The organism is Pseudalkalibacillus sp. NRS-1564, from assembly GCF_050467905.1.
GTDB classification, from domain to species: domain Bacteria; phylum Bacillota; class Bacilli; order Bacillales; family Guptibacillaceae; genus Guptibacillus; species Guptibacillus hwajinpoensis_B.
Genome location: NZ_JBITPM010000011.1, coordinates 151,957 through 166,904 on the forward strand (window position 1 = coordinate 151,957; position 14,948 = coordinate 166,904).

The 14,948-nt window shown below is 41.8% G+C and carries 17 protein-coding genes; 1 reads left to right on the forward strand and 16 read right to left on the reverse strand.

Features of this window, described 5'->3' with window-relative positions; genetic code table 11:
- Position 1: 1 nt before the first annotated feature.
- The 8 genes from fabD to ACIFPW_RS05780 form a co-directional block, all read right to left on the reverse strand.
- Entirely contained in the window at positions 2-943 is a 942-nt protein-coding gene (fabD, locus tag ACIFPW_RS05745; protein ID WP_430242719.1) for an ACP S-malonyltransferase, read from the reverse strand.
- A gap of 2 nt (positions 944-945) precedes the next feature.
- Positions 946-1,941 carry a phosphate acyltransferase PlsX gene (gene plsX / locus ACIFPW_RS05750; protein WP_430242722.1) on the reverse strand — a complete coding sequence of 332 codons (996 nt, stop codon included), beginning with the start codon at positions 1,939-1,941 and terminating at the stop codon, positions 946-948.
- Positions 1,942-1,958: 17 nt separating this feature from the next.
- On the reverse strand, positions 1,959-2,516 hold the full coding sequence (fapR, locus tag ACIFPW_RS05755; protein WP_430242724.1) for a transcription factor FapR: 558 nt from the start codon (positions 2,514-2,516) through the stop codon (positions 1,959-1,961).
- A gap of 122 nt (positions 2,517-2,638) precedes the next feature.
- A complete protein-coding gene (gene recG, locus ACIFPW_RS05760; RefSeq protein ID WP_430242727.1) occupies positions 2,639-4,669 on the reverse strand; it encodes an ATP-dependent DNA helicase RecG in 2,031 nt (676 codons plus the stop codon).
- Between the two features lie 10 nt (positions 4,670-4,679).
- Positions 4,680-5,567, reverse strand: coding sequence for an L-serine ammonia-lyase, iron-sulfur-dependent, subunit alpha (gene sdaAA / locus ACIFPW_RS05765; protein WP_194221390.1), 888 nt, complete (start codon positions 5,565-5,567; stop codon positions 4,680-4,682).
- 20 nt (positions 5,568-5,587) lie between these two features.
- Positions 5,588-6,250: an L-serine ammonia-lyase, iron-sulfur-dependent subunit beta gene (gene sdaAB, locus ACIFPW_RS05770; RefSeq protein WP_226612812.1), complete on the reverse strand. Its 663-nt coding sequence runs from the start codon at positions 6,248-6,250 to the stop codon at positions 5,588-5,590.
- A gap of 107 nt (positions 6,251-6,357) precedes the next feature.
- Positions 6,358-8,034, reverse strand: coding sequence for a DAK2 domain-containing protein (locus ACIFPW_RS05775; RefSeq protein ID WP_430242730.1), 1,677 nt, complete (start codon positions 8,032-8,034; stop codon positions 6,358-6,360).
- Positions 8,035-8,056: 22 nt separating this feature from the next.
- Positions 8,057-8,422 (reverse strand): Asp23/Gls24 family envelope stress response protein, encoded by a 366-nt coding sequence (locus ACIFPW_RS05780; RefSeq protein ID WP_194221387.1) that lies wholly within the window; start codon positions 8,420-8,422, stop codon positions 8,057-8,059.
- A gap of 396 nt (positions 8,423-8,818) precedes the next feature.
- Here ACIFPW_RS05780 and rpmB point away from each other — a divergent pair, with 396 nt between their 5' ends.
- Positions 8,819-9,004: a 50S ribosomal protein L28 gene (gene rpmB / locus ACIFPW_RS05785; RefSeq protein WP_098443343.1), complete on the forward strand. Its 186-nt coding sequence runs from the start codon at positions 8,819-8,821 to the stop codon at positions 9,002-9,004.
- A gap of 46 nt (positions 9,005-9,050) precedes the next feature.
- On the opposite strand, the gene spoVM is transcribed toward rpmB, so the two are convergent.
- From spoVM to ACIFPW_RS05825, 8 genes are all read right to left on the reverse strand, one after another.
- Positions 9,051-9,134 (reverse strand): stage V sporulation protein SpoVM, encoded by an 84-nt coding sequence (spoVM, locus tag ACIFPW_RS05790; RefSeq protein WP_048309835.1) that lies wholly within the window; start codon positions 9,132-9,134, stop codon positions 9,051-9,053.
- 98 nt (positions 9,135-9,232) lie between these two features.
- Positions 9,233-9,889: a thiamine diphosphokinase gene (locus tag ACIFPW_RS05795; protein ID WP_430242733.1), complete on the reverse strand. Its 657-nt coding sequence runs from the start codon at positions 9,887-9,889 to the stop codon at positions 9,233-9,235.
- Positions 9,886-10,437 (reverse strand): energy-coupled thiamine transporter ThiT, encoded by a 552-nt coding sequence (thiT, locus tag ACIFPW_RS05800; protein ID WP_430242735.1) that lies wholly within the window; start codon positions 10,435-10,437, stop codon positions 9,886-9,888. The genes ACIFPW_RS05795 and thiT overlap by 4 nt, the downstream gene beginning before the upstream one ends.
- A 74-nt stretch (positions 10,438-10,511) precedes the next feature.
- On the reverse strand, positions 10,512-11,159 hold the full coding sequence (gene rpe / locus ACIFPW_RS05805) for a ribulose-phosphate 3-epimerase (RefSeq protein WP_430242737.1): 648 nt from the start codon (positions 11,157-11,159) through the stop codon (positions 10,512-10,514).
- 2 nt (positions 11,160-11,161) lie between these two features.
- A complete protein-coding gene (rsgA, locus tag ACIFPW_RS05810) occupies positions 11,162-12,049 on the reverse strand; it encodes a ribosome small subunit-dependent GTPase A (RefSeq protein WP_430242739.1) in 888 nt (295 codons plus the stop codon).
- A gap of 10 nt (positions 12,050-12,059) precedes the next feature.
- The gene (locus ACIFPW_RS05815; protein ID WP_430242741.1) at positions 12,060-12,887 is read right to left on the reverse strand and encodes a PASTA domain-containing protein; all 828 of its coding nucleotides are present in this window, start codon (positions 12,885-12,887) and stop codon (positions 12,060-12,062) included.
- Between the two features lie 55 nt (positions 12,888-12,942).
- On the reverse strand, positions 12,943-14,121 hold the full coding sequence (pknB, locus tag ACIFPW_RS05820) for a Stk1 family PASTA domain-containing Ser/Thr kinase (RefSeq protein ID WP_430242742.1): 1,179 nt from the start codon (positions 14,119-14,121) through the stop codon (positions 12,943-12,945).
- On the reverse strand, positions 14,115-14,873 hold the full coding sequence (locus ACIFPW_RS05825) for a Stp1/IreP family PP2C-type Ser/Thr phosphatase (protein ID WP_430242744.1): 759 nt from the start codon (positions 14,871-14,873) through the stop codon (positions 14,115-14,117). Before ACIFPW_RS05825 ends, pknB begins: the two co-directional genes overlap by 7 nt.
- Positions 14,874-14,948 lie beyond the last annotated feature (75 nt).

A 14,948-nucleotide genomic window follows, 5' to 3' on the forward strand; every position in this document is an offset into this window, starting at 1 on the left:
TTTATTCCTCTCCTAACTTAGCAATGAGTTGATCGAGTTGTTCTGGAGTTCCGACTGCATGAACAGATGCACGACGGTTAACCTTTTTGACAAGACCGGAAAGGACATTACCTGGACCAATTTCAATAAACGTATCAACACCAAGGTCCATTAGTTTTCTTACCGTATCTTCCCATAGAACGGGTGAATAGATTTGCTCCAATAAGTGGTTCTGAATCTCTTCAGCAGAAGTAGATGGTTCAGCCGTAACGTTAGCAATGACTGGAATCGATGCATTCTTTATATCAATTGTTTCAAGTATGCCAGATAGCTGATCGGCAGCAGGCTTCATAAGACTAGAGTGGAACGGCCCACTTACTTGAAGTGGAATCACGCGCCTAGCGCCCTTCTCTTTTGCTACTTCTGAAGCTTTCTCAACACCCGCTTTTGCGCCTGAAATGACAATTTGTCCAGGACTATTTAGGTTTGCAAGCTGCACAGTATCAGTAGAAGCCGATACCTCGTCAACTACTTGTTGTAACTCTTCTCGCTCCATTCCCATAATCGCTGCCATTGCACCTTCACCTGAAGGAACTGCTTCTTCCATATAAAGCCCCCGGTTTCTAACCGCAAAAACGGCATCGGAAAAGGATAGAGCACCTGAAGCGACGAGGGCAGAATATTCCCCAAGACTATGACCAGCCGTATAATCAGCTGTAATGCCTTTTTCGCGAAGAGCTTCAAGAACTGCTACGCTCGTTGTCACAAGAGCGGGCTGTGCATTTTCCGTTCTCGTTAGCGTCTCAATTGGACCGTTCATAATCAATTTAGTTAATTCAAAGTTTAAGCGATGATCCGCTTCTGTAAATACATCTTTTGATACAGAATAAGCTTCCATAAAATCCTGTCCCATCCCGACTGCCTGTGAACCTTGGCCCGGGAATAAAAAGGCTGTTTTACCCATAATTACTCTCCTTCCTCTTTAACAAGAGATGATTGAATGGCGGTCACAACATTTCCAGTGACCATTGTTCTAGCTTGCTTAATCGCACTGAAAACAGCTCTTCCATTAGAAGATCCATGCGCTTTAATCACAGGAGCGTTCAGACCAAATAAGCCTGCGCCACCGTACTCTGAATAATCTAGCTTCGTGCTTAAATTCTTCAGCTTCGGTTTTAATACTCCCGCTGCTAATTTACTTGTAAATGAGCTTGTAAGCTCTTCTTTTAGCATCTTAAACATTGTGAGAGCCGTTCCTTCAATCGTCTTTAATACTAGATTCCCTGAGAACCCATCACAGACGACGACATCCGCTTCATTACCAAGAATGTCCCTTGACTCTACGTTTCCAACAAAGTTCAATCCACTTTCTTGAAGCAGGGAAAACGCCTGTTTGCTTAGCTCATTCCCTTTACCTTCTTCTGTTCCAATGTTCAAAAGACCTATGCGAGGGTTCTCGATACCTCGCACTTTCTCTGCATAAACCGAGCCCATATGAGCATATTGGAGAAGGTGTTCTGGTTTCGCATCCATATTGGCGCCAACATCAAGTAGCACAAAACCAGCTTCGTCAATTGTTGGGAGCGTAGGAGCTAATCCTGGACGATCAATCCCCTTAATACGGCCAACGTAGAGCAATCCTGCTGCCATTAACGCACCAGTATTACCAGCTGATATAGCGGCATCTGCCCGACCTTCCTTTACTTCGTTCACAGCTAAAACCATCGAAGCGTTTTTCTTTCGTCGAACAGCTTTTACTGGTTGATCGTCTGATGAGATGTATTCTTCCGTATGTAATACCGTTATTCGATCCTTATTTCCTTTTAATAGCGGGTTGATTTTAGTTTCATCACCCACAATCGTTACTGACAAATCATTGAATGCCTCAATCGCTTCATATACACCATCTATAATGGCATCAGGTGCGTTGTCTCCACCCATTGCGTCAATTGCAAGTCTCATTTTCAAACAACTTCCCTTCAGGATTTAGTCGAGCGATACATGACAAATTCACCAGAAAAGACATTCTCATTCTGGACGAAGCTATTCACTTCAACCGTTGTCCGGTCTTTCCGTTGATCTGTCACTACAGCTTTCGCAACAACTCGCTCTCCTTCATTCACCTGACTTGAAAAGCGGATATTTGCTTTTGCTGTCAGTGCAAGCTCATCATCAATTATAGCAACAGCAAGTGAATTCGCCTGCGCAAAAAGGTGATGTCCTCTTGCGATTTTGTTTCTTGAAAAAACGTGTTCAGGGCGAATGTCCAATATGGAAATCGCACTTTCATCAAGCTGTAAATCGACCACCTGACCGATTACTTCATCAATCGGAAGTGCTTTCACCTCATCAAGCTGCTGTTGTGCTACATACTTAATTCGCTCTCTTAATTCTGGAATGGAGAGCTCAAGACGATCTAGTCTGATGGTTTGAATGCTTACATTAAATTTATCAGCAAGCTCCTCATCTGTGATAAAGGGAGTGCTCTCAATCGTATCCTTTAGCTGACTTTGCCGATCTTTCTTACTCCTCTTCATATACTACCGCCGCCTATCTAGCATTAATAAACGGATAAAGAGGATCAAGTTGATCCTCTTTATCTCAGTCTTATGACTAGGTCCTAAAAGGTAGTATATACCGAGCATGTTGATTATGCAAGCTAATCCAATTTTTCTCCACTTAAAACGCCCTGCTCTGTCAGATAGTCTCGTAAACTGCGGTATGTCCCATCTTCCCAAAATGCGGTGGACTCTACGAGAGCAGCTGCATCATTTCGAGCTACTTCTAGCACTCGATAATCATGCACCAGGTCGGCTACTTTAAATTCAGGCAAACCACTTTGTTTACGTCCAAAAAAGTCGCCAGGTCCCCGAAGTTCTAAATCACGCTGAGAAAGAACAAAGCCGTCATTCGATTCTGTCATAATTTGCATTCGCTCTTTCCCTACTTCAGATTTCGGATCTGCTAGTAATATGCAATAAGATTGCTCATTTCCACGACCAACTCGACCTCTCAGTTGATGAAGTTGAGCAAGACCAAATCGTTCTGCATCATAGATTACCATAATTGTTGCATTTGGGACGTTCACCCCAACCTCAACAACTGTTGTAGATACAAGAAGCTGGATGTCATTCGTACTGAATTCTTCCATTACGGCTTCCTTTTCATCTGAGCTTAGACGTCCATGCATTAAACCTACTTGATAGTCAGGCAATGCTGTTTGCATTTGAAAATGAACATCAATCGCATTTTGTACATCCAACTTCTCTGATTCTTCAATAAGCGGGCAGATAACATAGCCCTGTCTGCCTTGATCCAATTCTTTTTTCACAAAATCGATGACACGTGGTAGCATCCCTGGCTTTGCCCAATATGTCTCAATTGGTTTACGCCCTGCAGGCATTTCATCTATCGTCGAAACATCCATATCACCAAACACCGAAATAGCAAGCGTCCTCGGTATAGGTGTTGCCGTCATATAAAGAACATCTGGACTTAGTCCCTTTTCTCTTAGTACTCTGCGCTGCCCTACTCCAAACCGATGCTGTTCATCTGTAATAACTAGTCCAAGATTTTGAAACACCACTTCATCTTGTATTAACGCATGTGTCCCAATTAATAGATCCACTTCTCCAACCGCGAGTCGTTCAAGTATCTCTCTACGCTTCTTACCTTTCACAGACCCAGTTAATAGTTCCACCTTTAGTCTGTTACATAAGAGATCCTGAAATGATTCGAAATGCTGTTCTGCTAGAATTTCCGTCGGAACCATTAACGCCCCCTGGTGACCAGCTAGGTAAGATGCATATAAGCCAATAGCTGCTACTACAGTTTTACCAGAACCTACATCACCTTGGAGCAGGCGATTCATGCGATAGGAGCTTTCCATATCCTTCAAAATCTCTCCTACTACGCGATTTTGAGCGCCTGTTAAGGGAAAAGGAAGGCTTTGTACAAACTCCTCTAATTTTTCTTTTTCAAAAACTTGGGAAGCTCCTTCAGTGCTTTCACGTTCCCTTTTTCGGAAAATCTGCATTTTTAACTGAAATTGGAGAAGTTCTTCATAAACAAAACGACGTCTTGCTTGTTTAAGTCCTTCATGAGAAGGAGGCGAATGCATCATTAAGATGGCATCCTTCCTTGGCATTAACTTATACCTTTCAAGCATTTGAGGCGGAAGGTTTTCTTCAATTTGTTCTCCAAACTGATTCAAAGCAAGCTGGATATATCGCTTCATTGCTTTCACCGTCACGTCTCCACCTACAGGATAGACCGGCTCAATTGTACCGTCCGGGTTATGACTGGAAAACGTGATTTCATTTGCTGAAAGCGTCATTTTATGCTGATCCCATTTGCCAGTAACGGTAACAATCTGTCCTAATGTAAACTGCTTTTTTAGAAAAGCACGATTAAAAAAAACGGCTGTTATGAGGAATTTTCCTACTAACAGCCTTACGGACAATCGTGATTTTTTCTTTCCATAAAAGCGAACTACCGGTTCACTATGAACTTTCCCTTCAAGTGTAGCTCGTTCTTCATGCTTCACATCAGCGAGATCTTTCAACTCATAATCTTCATAGCGAAATGGAAAATATTCAATTAAATCTTGTATTCTGTTTATGCCGATTGATGAAAGAGAAGCTGCTTTCTCATCACCAATCCCTTTTATCTGTGTAATCCGATCGTCCATTGATCTTCACTCATTTCCTATCAAGGGATACTCCAAATATTTTCGCTTCTAACTCTCGACCAGTTGGCGTTGCCGCAAGTCCTCCTTGAGCCGTTTCTCGAAGAGTAGAAGGCATAGATTGCCCAATTTTGTACATTGCATCAATCACTTCATCACAAGGAATGCGACTTGTAATGCCCGCAAGAGACATATCTGCTGCGACTAGTGCGTTCGAAGCTCCCATGGCATTTCGTTTAACGCAAGGAACCTCGACAAGTCCAGCTACAGGGTCACATACAAGACCAAGCATATTCTTAAGTGCAATCGCAAACGCATGAGAAGATTGTTCAGGTGTACCCCCCATTAATTCCACTATCGCTGCTGCAGCCATCCCTGTTGCTGATCCTACTTCAGCCTGGCAGCCACCTGCAGCACCTGAAATGGAAGCATTATTAGCTACAACAAATCCAAATGCTCCTGAAGTAAAGAGGTATCTCACCATCTGCTCTTCTGTAGGATTCACTTTCTCTCGAATTGCGAAAAGTGTCCCAGGTACCACTCCTGCAGACCCTGCTGTTGGCGTCGCACAAATAGTTCCCATCGCTGCATTCACTTCATTCGTAGCGATCGCTTTACTTACCGCATCAAGCATCGTTTGTCCAGACAGTGAATTCCCTGTCTTCATATAGTTTTGAAGCAGCACTGCATCTCCGCCAGTTAATCCTGAATGAGAGCGAACATCCTCATTAATTCCTCGTTCAACCGCTTGCTCCATAACAACAAGGTTATTTTTCATTTGAGCATAAACTTCTTCTCGGGTATTTCCTCTGAAGTCCATTTCCTGTTCAATCATAATTTCAGAAATTGGTTTATTTTTCGATTGCGCTAATTCTACTAGTTCTGCTACGTTACGAAACATTCCCATTCCTCCTCTATAACTTAATCGCTAATTTTTGCGACTTGAATAATATTCGGTAACGACTCAACCTCATCTAATACAACTTGAGGGATATTTTGATCCACTTCAATCGTCATCAATGCTTCCTTACCCTTTTCTTTTCGTGAAACGTTCATATGACCGATATTAATTTCATGCTTTGCTAACGTATTAGATACACCTGCAATGGCACCGAAACGATCATTATGGACTACAAGAATAGCTGGACTGTTCCCTGAAAGACCGAGCGCAAACCCATTTAACTCAATGACTTCGATTTTACCTCCACCTATCGAGATCCCGACAAGCTCAAGTTCACCCTTCTCATCAGTGAGATGAATCCGAGCAGTATTAGGGTGATCTGTTAAGGCATCCTCTTCAGTAAAACGAACTTTGATTTTCTTCTCTTTCGCAATTGTAAGCGCATTCACTATTCGCTCATCATAAGTATCAAAATCAAGCACGCCACCGACTAGGGCAACATCCGTACCGTGTCCTTTGTACGTTCTTGCAAATGAACCATAAAGAGAAATTGTAATCGTCTTTGGCTCACGACCAAACAAATGTCTAGCAACTCGACCAATTCTAGCAGCTCCAGCCGTATGGGAGCTTGAAGGACCAATCATAACAGGACCAATAATGTCAAAAACACTGCGAAACTTCACATTGATGCCACCTTTCACCATATACACTTTATCTCACAAAAGATGTTCTTTACAGAAAAAGAAAACCTGGCTCAAGCCACGTTTCTTTTTCTGCAAATATGAAACATTTATTCCACTGCCATGATGTAGCTATATATCGGCTGCTTACCTTCGTGAAGTTCTACTTCTACTTCATCAAACTGCTCTTCAATATAAGCAACAATACTTTCAGCCTCTTCTTGATCTGTATCTTCACCATATATGATCGTAACGATTTCATCATCTTCGGTAATCATAGAAGACAGAAGCGACTTCGCAACTTCAAGACGTTCCTTTTCAGAAACAATAATTTTGCCATCTGCGATTCCCATGAAATCATCCTTCGTAATATCGATACCATCAATCTTAGTATCTCTAACCGCAAACGTAACTTGTCCTGACTTAACAGCTGACAGGCTTTCTTTCATTGTTTCCGCATTAGCTTCAGGATCAACCGATGGATTGAAGCCAAGAAGACTAGAAATACCCTGAGGAACTGTTTTAGAAGGAATCACGATGACATTCTCATCTACAACTGAAGCTGCCTGCTGTGCAGTCATCACAATATTACTATTATTCGGTAAGATAATAATATTCTCAGCATAAACTTCTTCAATCGCTTTAATGATATCTTCAGTACTTGGGTTCATCGTCTGGCCACCTGGAATCACATAGTTCGCACCTAAGCTTTCAAACAAAGTTGCGATCCCGTCTCCCATGGAAACCGTAATAATTCCGTATTTTTTTCGTTCAGCCGGCTTCTCCTGCTTAACAGACTCGGGGCGTTCTTCTTTTAAGATTGTAGAATGCTGCTCACGCATATTCTCAATCTTAATTTTAATTAAGCTCCCGTAATTCTGTGCATACGTCATAATATTTCCCGGGTACTCTGTATGCATATGTACTTTAACGAGATCTTCGTCAGATACGACCAAAAGCGAATCCCCATGTTTATCGAGTTCGTTTCGGAATGCTTCCTCATCATATGGCGATTTCGCAAGCTTCTCATTATCGAATTGAACCATGAACTCTGTACAGTAACCAAATTCAATGTCTTCCGTTTTCATATGACCCTGCGCACTTTTGTGGTGCTCAGCTCTAACGAGTTCGTCCATTTTCTCTTGATCAACGGATGAATCGGGCGTTTCTTTTCCTTCTAGCACCGCTAGAAACCCTTCATAAATAAGTAAAAGTCCCTGGCCACCTGAGTCAACGACACCGACTTCTTTCAGAACTGGAAGAAGATCAGGAGTACGATTAAGGGATTCTTTCCCCTCTTTAACTACTAGCTGCATTAATTCAACCACATCTGATATTTTCTTTGAAGACTTCACTGCTTTTCGAGCAGCGTCTTTAGCTACTGTAAGAATTGTACCTTCCACTGGTTTCATAACGGCTTTATAGGCAGAATCCACCCCGTTTTCAAGAGCAGCGGCTAGTTCAACACTTGTGATCTCAGACTTTCCTTCGATCGATTTCGAAAATCCTCGAAATAGCTGAGAAAGAATTACGCCAGAGTTTCCCCGTGCGCCCATTAATAATCCTCTTGCAAAAAGAGATGCGACATCTCCTACTTTATCTGAACTGCTTGATCTTACTTCAGCTGCTCCAGACGTAATTGTTAAGTTCATATTTGTACCAGTATCTCCATCCGGCACTGGAAAAACATTAAGCGCATCTACCATCTTGGCATTCTTTGAAAGGTTATTTGCTCCTTCAAGGACCATTTGCGCAAAACGCTTCCCATCAATCTTTTGAATCGTCACAGACTTTTCCTCCTAACTCCGTTTAAGGGTTCGTTACTCTAACCCCTTGGACGTATATGTTTACTGAATCAATTGATAGCCCAAGCATTTGATCAAGTTGATATTTCACTTTTGTTTGCACATTGTGGGCTACTTCAGAAATTTTAGTACCATAGCTCACGATAATATACATGTCAATGTTAAGGTCGTCGTCTTCTTCTTTGCGAACGACAATCCCTCTGCTAAAGTTATCTTTTCCCAATAGTTCTGTAATACCATCTTTCAATTGCTTTTGTGAAGCCATTCCAACGATACCATAACAATCAATCGCAGCGCCACCTGCAATCGCAGCGACTACTTCCGTCGAAATATCAATCTGTCCGTATTGGGTTTTCATTTCAATTGCCATTATATTTCCTCCCTTAGCGATTTGGGTACTGATCTTTTGACTACTTCTATCCTCGTATAGATTCTGTTCATAAAATAATGGCTGAGTTACTGAACGATGAGTAAAATGAGTGTTCCACGCAAATGAGCCAAAATCGAGAATTCAACACTATAAGCTTACATAGCCAAAATAATAAATAAAATAAATCCTATGCACAGCTACCGTTATTTTACTACACTATTAGTCATAATAAAAGTTCATCGTATAAAACCTCTAATATGATAAGCTTTTACTGTTAAGTTTTTTTCTTGATAAGACGTGTTAAACATCTTGCATTCACTACACCTACATGATACTATAGTGGAGGATTTATCCTGCACTTCTTGTGCAATGTAGGACAGTAAGGAGGTAGAAACAATGGCTAAATGTGCAATCACTGGACGCAAAACTTCGTTTGGTAACAAACGTTCTCACGCGTTGAATACAACTAAACGTAAATTTGGTGCTAACCTTCAAAAGGTACGCATCATGGTAGATGGTAAACCTAAGAAAGTTTATGTATCTGCTCGTGCTCTTAAATCAGGCAAAATCGAACGCGCATAGTAACATGCAAAAAAGCACCCAAACGGGTGCTTTTTTTGTTTCTAAACTATTCATTTTTTTTGAAAGACCCTAGCACTGCTCTCACAAAACCACCGAGAAACTTTGGTAATTTAATCGTATAGAACTTCATATTTCCCCCTCCTCAGAAAGTCAAAGATGGACCCCAGGATGAACAATATGAGAATATAAGATGCATTACTATTATATTCGCCGAAATTAAAATAGTACCTAAACCTGCTCGGCGTCCGAACTTCTTACCACCAATAGTATGCCCTGATTAAATGAATAAGACCCATTTTCCTCGATCAGTTCATTGCTAATACATAAACTTGACCCCCATGAAATATGTCTATTCGTAAGGGGATAACGATATCCAATTAGCGTTAAGCCTTTGACTTCAGGAGTAAAGGAGAGAAAAGACATATAGGGAAAACGATGATCCTTTTGGACAGTATATGTGCCTGGCTCTTTCATTTCCATTCGATTTAATTTATCCTCAATGGCAAGCTTCACGTCTGACTTCACGCCCTTAATTAACATCTGAACGTTCATCCAGCTATGATCAAGCCTGCCACCTGTTACCCCAAACATTGTAACCTCTTCAGGACCTTCATCGATGGCCCAATCAAGAGCGATTTCTAAATCTGTGTGGTCCTTTTCAGAAGGATAGACGGTAAACGCTAAATCGTGTGACTCCATCCATTCTCTTTCTTCATTGGTTACCGAGTCAAAATCCCCAAATCCATGTTCAGGAATAATGTTATTTTTCAGAAGCGTATAGACGCCTCGGTCGACCCCAATCCACCTTACATTTCTTTCAGTCAGAAGATGGGTTGGAAGGTCTTCTTCCGGTCCTCCCGCAACAATATAAATAGGCTTCCTCATTGCTCATGCACCAGCTTAGGTGCTTGATGTGAGAGCAGTGCCAGGACGACAATTGATACAACAGCAGTTGGTAACAAATAAGATGCATTATAAAGAAAGGAGTATAAGGCCACAGGGGTACCTTCTGGTGCCATTTCACCGAACCAGATCACACCAGATATAAAATGACTCACAAGTCGAAGCAATGATCCGGTTAAACAGCCAAGAATGATCATTGTGATGCGCTTCCGTTTCGGCTCGTCAACTTTGACACTAAAAATCCCCGCCATACCGACAACCATAAATGCAATTGGATAATCTAGTAGAAATTGAATAGGATGCACATAAAAAGGCGGCACGATTAGAGGTTGTAAAATACCAACTAAAAGCCCTGTCGTTAAACCGGCACCAAGTCCTCTTCGATAAGCAATTAGAAAAATAGGTACCATAGCTAGCGACACAGAGCCGCCATTTGGCCAGAGCCTGAGTGATAATAAATCTAAAATCACTCCAACCGCAGCCATTAAAGCTATTTCTACAAGCAAAAGAAGTCGATTATCTTTCTTCATGAATCATAATTCCTCCATAACCTAAACTTTTGTATAAAGTCTTATTAAAAAACAGCGGGAGAAGCCCCGCTGTTTTATGATTGACGTATCTGATCAATGGCTACTTTCCGATCAGATTGATTATAAATGGCTGAACCTGCTACGAGAACAGTGGCACCTGCTTCAATACATGCACGAGCCGTCTCCGCGTTCACACCACCGTCTACTTCGATTTCTGGAGCTACACCAAGAGAATCTGCTAGCTGCTTCGTTTCCGTAATCTTCGCAAGAACTCTCTCAATAAAAGCTTGACCTCCAAAGCCTGGGTTGACCGTCATTAATAGGACTAGATCTACATCCTCAATCACGTGCTTAATGGAATCAACAGGCGTCGCAGGATTAATAACAACACCCGCCTTCACACCTTTACTTTTAATGAGCTGAATAGTGCGGTGGAGATGCGGACAAGCCTCTGCATGAACGGTCAAAATATCCGCTCCAGCTTCAGCAAACTCTTCGATATATTGGTCAGGATTTTCTATCATAAGATGAACATCAAGCGGTAGTGATGTCACTGGACGAAGAGCTCGTACGATTGGTGCACCAATCGTAATGTTCGGAACAAAATGACCGTCCATCACATCTACGTGAATATAGTCAGCACCAGCTGCTTCTACGTCTTTTACTTCTTCACCTAATCTGGCAAAGTCTGATGCCAAAATAGAAGGGGCGATTTTTATCATAATTAATACCTCCGTTTTTGGTCCTTAATTTCCTGGAAGAAAGAAGAATAATGGTCATAGCGATACGCTTGAATTTCTTCTTTTTCGACGGCTACTTTTACTGCACACCCCGGCTCTGATTGGTGGGTGCAAGCGCGAAATTTACACTCACTGCTTTTCATTCTGATCTCAGGGAAGTAGAGCCAAAGATCATCGGCTTCAATTCCTCTAAAATCCAATGAGCTAAATCCAGGAGTATCTGCAACAAGGCCTGAGCCGAAAGGAATAAGTTCTACATGTCGCGTCGTATGTTTTCCTCGGCCAAGGTGAGTCGATATATCGCTTGTATCTAGTTCAAGGTCAGGATTAATAGCGTTTAATAAGGAAGACTTCCCTACTCCTGACTGTCCTGCAAACACCGTTACCTTTTCTTGGAAATAAGGCTCGATTTCTGAAACGCCTGAAAGGCTTTGAGCAGAAGAAACGATGACGTCATACCCAATCTCACGATAATCATCAGCATAGGCCATGATCTCACTTTCTTCCACCTCTGCAACCAAATCAATCTTAGTAATACAGATTATCGGCTGAATATCACTAGCTTCAATGTGCACAAGAAATTTATCAAGAAGCTGTGTGTTAAACGTAGGTTGTGTTGCTGAGAAAACAAGAAATGCCTGATCAACATTAGCAATAGGAGGTCGAACCAATTCGTTTTCTCTCTCCTTTATTTCCAATACATAGCCATCCGTTTTGTTCTCGGCTTCATACCTTACAAAATCACCAACAAGTGGCGTGATTTTTCGCTTCCGAAAATTCCCTCTTCCTCTGCACTGATAAATTTCCTTATTCTCTTCATCCTGCACGTAATAAAAGCCACTAAGCGCTTTAATTATTCTTCCATCTGCCATGTAGGACTCCTTACTCATTTTTTCCATATTTTTGTTTCGCTTCGTCATACGTAATGGTCTTTGAATTTCCCTTTTTTTCTTTCCCATCGACATATGTTTTATATGATGCTTCCTCACCGGGGTAAATGGTTAAATCAAACTTAATCTCTTTCGTTTCTGTGATCGTTTCAGAGATTTCTTCTCCTTCTGTCGTTGAATCCTTGTAGAGAATCTCAATTAAATGCTCTTCTCCCTTTTTCACATCGATTTTAAACGAATTTGGAACAACGATTGCCTCATCTTCCGGCGAAGGTTCCGGTTCCGGCTCTGGCTCTGGCTCTGGCTCTGGTTCCGGTTCTGGATCAGGCTCGGGTTCTGGTTCGGGTTCTGGCTCAGGTTCTGGTTCTGGACCTTTTGATAAAGTAATTGTAATCTCATCTCCAGCTTTCACTTCCGCAGCAGTGCCTGGTGAATGAGAGACGACTTTACCTTCTTCAACAAGTTGACTAAATTCAGGGTCATTATAAGAGAGATTTAGCTTTTTATCATCTGCATAGCTTTCCACTTCTGCTTTTGTCTTTTCCTTTAAATCCTCTAATGGAAATGGTTCGGACCCTAAACTATACCATATGATAATTCGATCTTCTGTTGGTAACACCAGCTTCCCAGCCTCAGGATTTTGATCATAGATCTCACCTTCAGGGTCATCTCGGTATTCACCTTCATACTTCACACCTTTAAAGCCTTGCTCTTTCAATAACGGTTCAACCTCATCTTTTGATCTACCGATAAAATCATCAAGCTCTGTTTTTTCAGCACCTTCACTGACATATAAAGTAACGGCGCTATCTTCCTTCACCATCGTACCTGATGTAGGATCCTGTTTAATAACATCGTCTTCCTCTACGTCTTCGCTAAATTGCTCTTCTTTTTTTTACATCCAGCTTTTGTTCGATTAGGGCAGATCTTGCTTCTTCATAAGTCATTCCAGATACGTCAGGAACTTCCACATCACTTACTGAGAAGAGATCAGGGATAAAAGTAAATGCAAGCGCGGCTGCACCACCTAAGAGGAGGAGAATCACTAAAACAATCACAGCAATCTTACCTGCCTTCTTCTTCTTTTTAGGTGGCGGATCATCAGACTCTGTCTTTTGCACAGGTTCTTGAGGCCTTGTCTCCTGCATTTTGTCACCAAGGCGGCCAGGAGTAACTGGTGCCAACACTTTTGTAGCATCTGCATCATCCTGCTCAGGTGCATTATCGTAAATTTTAGTTGGACTTAGCGACATCTCAAGCGCTTCATAAAGCTCTTCAGCGTTTTGGTAGCGTTGAACAGGATCTTTTGCCATAGCTTTCATAATAATATGTTCCACGTTTTTCGGAAGAGAAGTGTTAATTAGGCTTGGTTTAGGAAAACGATCTTGTAAGTGCTTTAGGGCAACAGATACGGGGGAATCACCCGAAAAGGGAAGAACACCCGTGACCATTTCATAAAGAACGACACCAAGAGAATAAATATCTGACCGTTCATTTGCTACAGCGCCACGCGCCTGCTCAGGTGAGAAGTAATGCACAGAACCAAGAACGGAGTTAGTATGCGTGATTGTTGCAGATGTCACGGCCATCGCAATTCCAAAATCCGTTACTTTTGCTTCTCCGTAGTCGTTTATTAGAATATTATGAGGTTTGATATCTCGATGGATGATGTGATTCTCATGTGCATGCTCAATTGCGGACGTCATTTGCTTCATAATATCAATGGCTTCCTCAATCGGCAGTGCTCCACGGTTGCGAATTTTTTGCTTAAGCGTTGTTCCCGGTACATATTCCATGACGATATAGTAGAAGTCTTCTTCCTCCCCTACATCATAGATGGAAACGATATTAGGATGAGCTAGACTCGTTGCAGATTCTGCTTCTCTTCGAAATCGCTTTATAAAATCATCATCTTGAGAAAATTCGGGCCGAAGCAGCTTGACAGCAACTGTACGATCCAAAATTAAATCTAAAGCTCGATAGACGATTGCCATTCCGCCGTCACCAATGACTTCAAGCAGTTTGTAACGTCCATTTATGTGCTTTCCTAGCATGAGCCTTCACTTCCAGAATTAGAGGAATTCTCAATAATCGCAACTGTGATATTATCTTCTCCGCCTGCTTCATTTGCTAAGCGAATGAGTTCTGTTCCCTTCTCATGAAGAGATCGGTCAGAGTTCATAACTTCCTCTAATTCACGATCAGAAACTTTGTTCGTTAAACCATCTGAGCAAAAAAGGGCTGATTGATTCTCATCCCATTCAAAGGTATGCACATCTACCTTAACGTTTTCATCTGTTCCAATCGCACGTAATAGTACATTTTTACGAGGATGATCTTCTGCTTCTTCTTCTGAGAGCTGACCACTTTTTACGAGTTCATTCACAAGTGAATGATCACTTGTTTTTTGATCAAGAACACGATCGCCGAATAAATATGCGCGGCTATCGCCTACATGACCAATTGTAATAAACTCATTCGTACACACAGCTGCTACAAGAGTCGTTCCCATTCCGGAATATTCAGGTTTTTCTTTAGAAAAAGCTAGGATTGTTTCATTCGCTTTACGAATGGTATGTAATAGCCATGCTTCCGCTCTTCCCGGGCGAAATCCAGCTTTCTCTTCTTCCCAACTCATCTCCATCGATTCAACTGCTAGAGCACTGGCAACGTCACCTGCCTGATGACCGCCCATCCCATCTGCAACAATTACAAGATACTCATTTAGACTATTGTGCACAACCTTCGTGCTATCTTCATTGTATGCCCTTACTTGTCCTTGATCAGTTAATGCTATTGCTTGCATGTGATTACCCCGTCTCCTCTTATCACAAGAATGCGGGAAGAATCGCCTATTACAAGACGATTCACCAGCACTCAG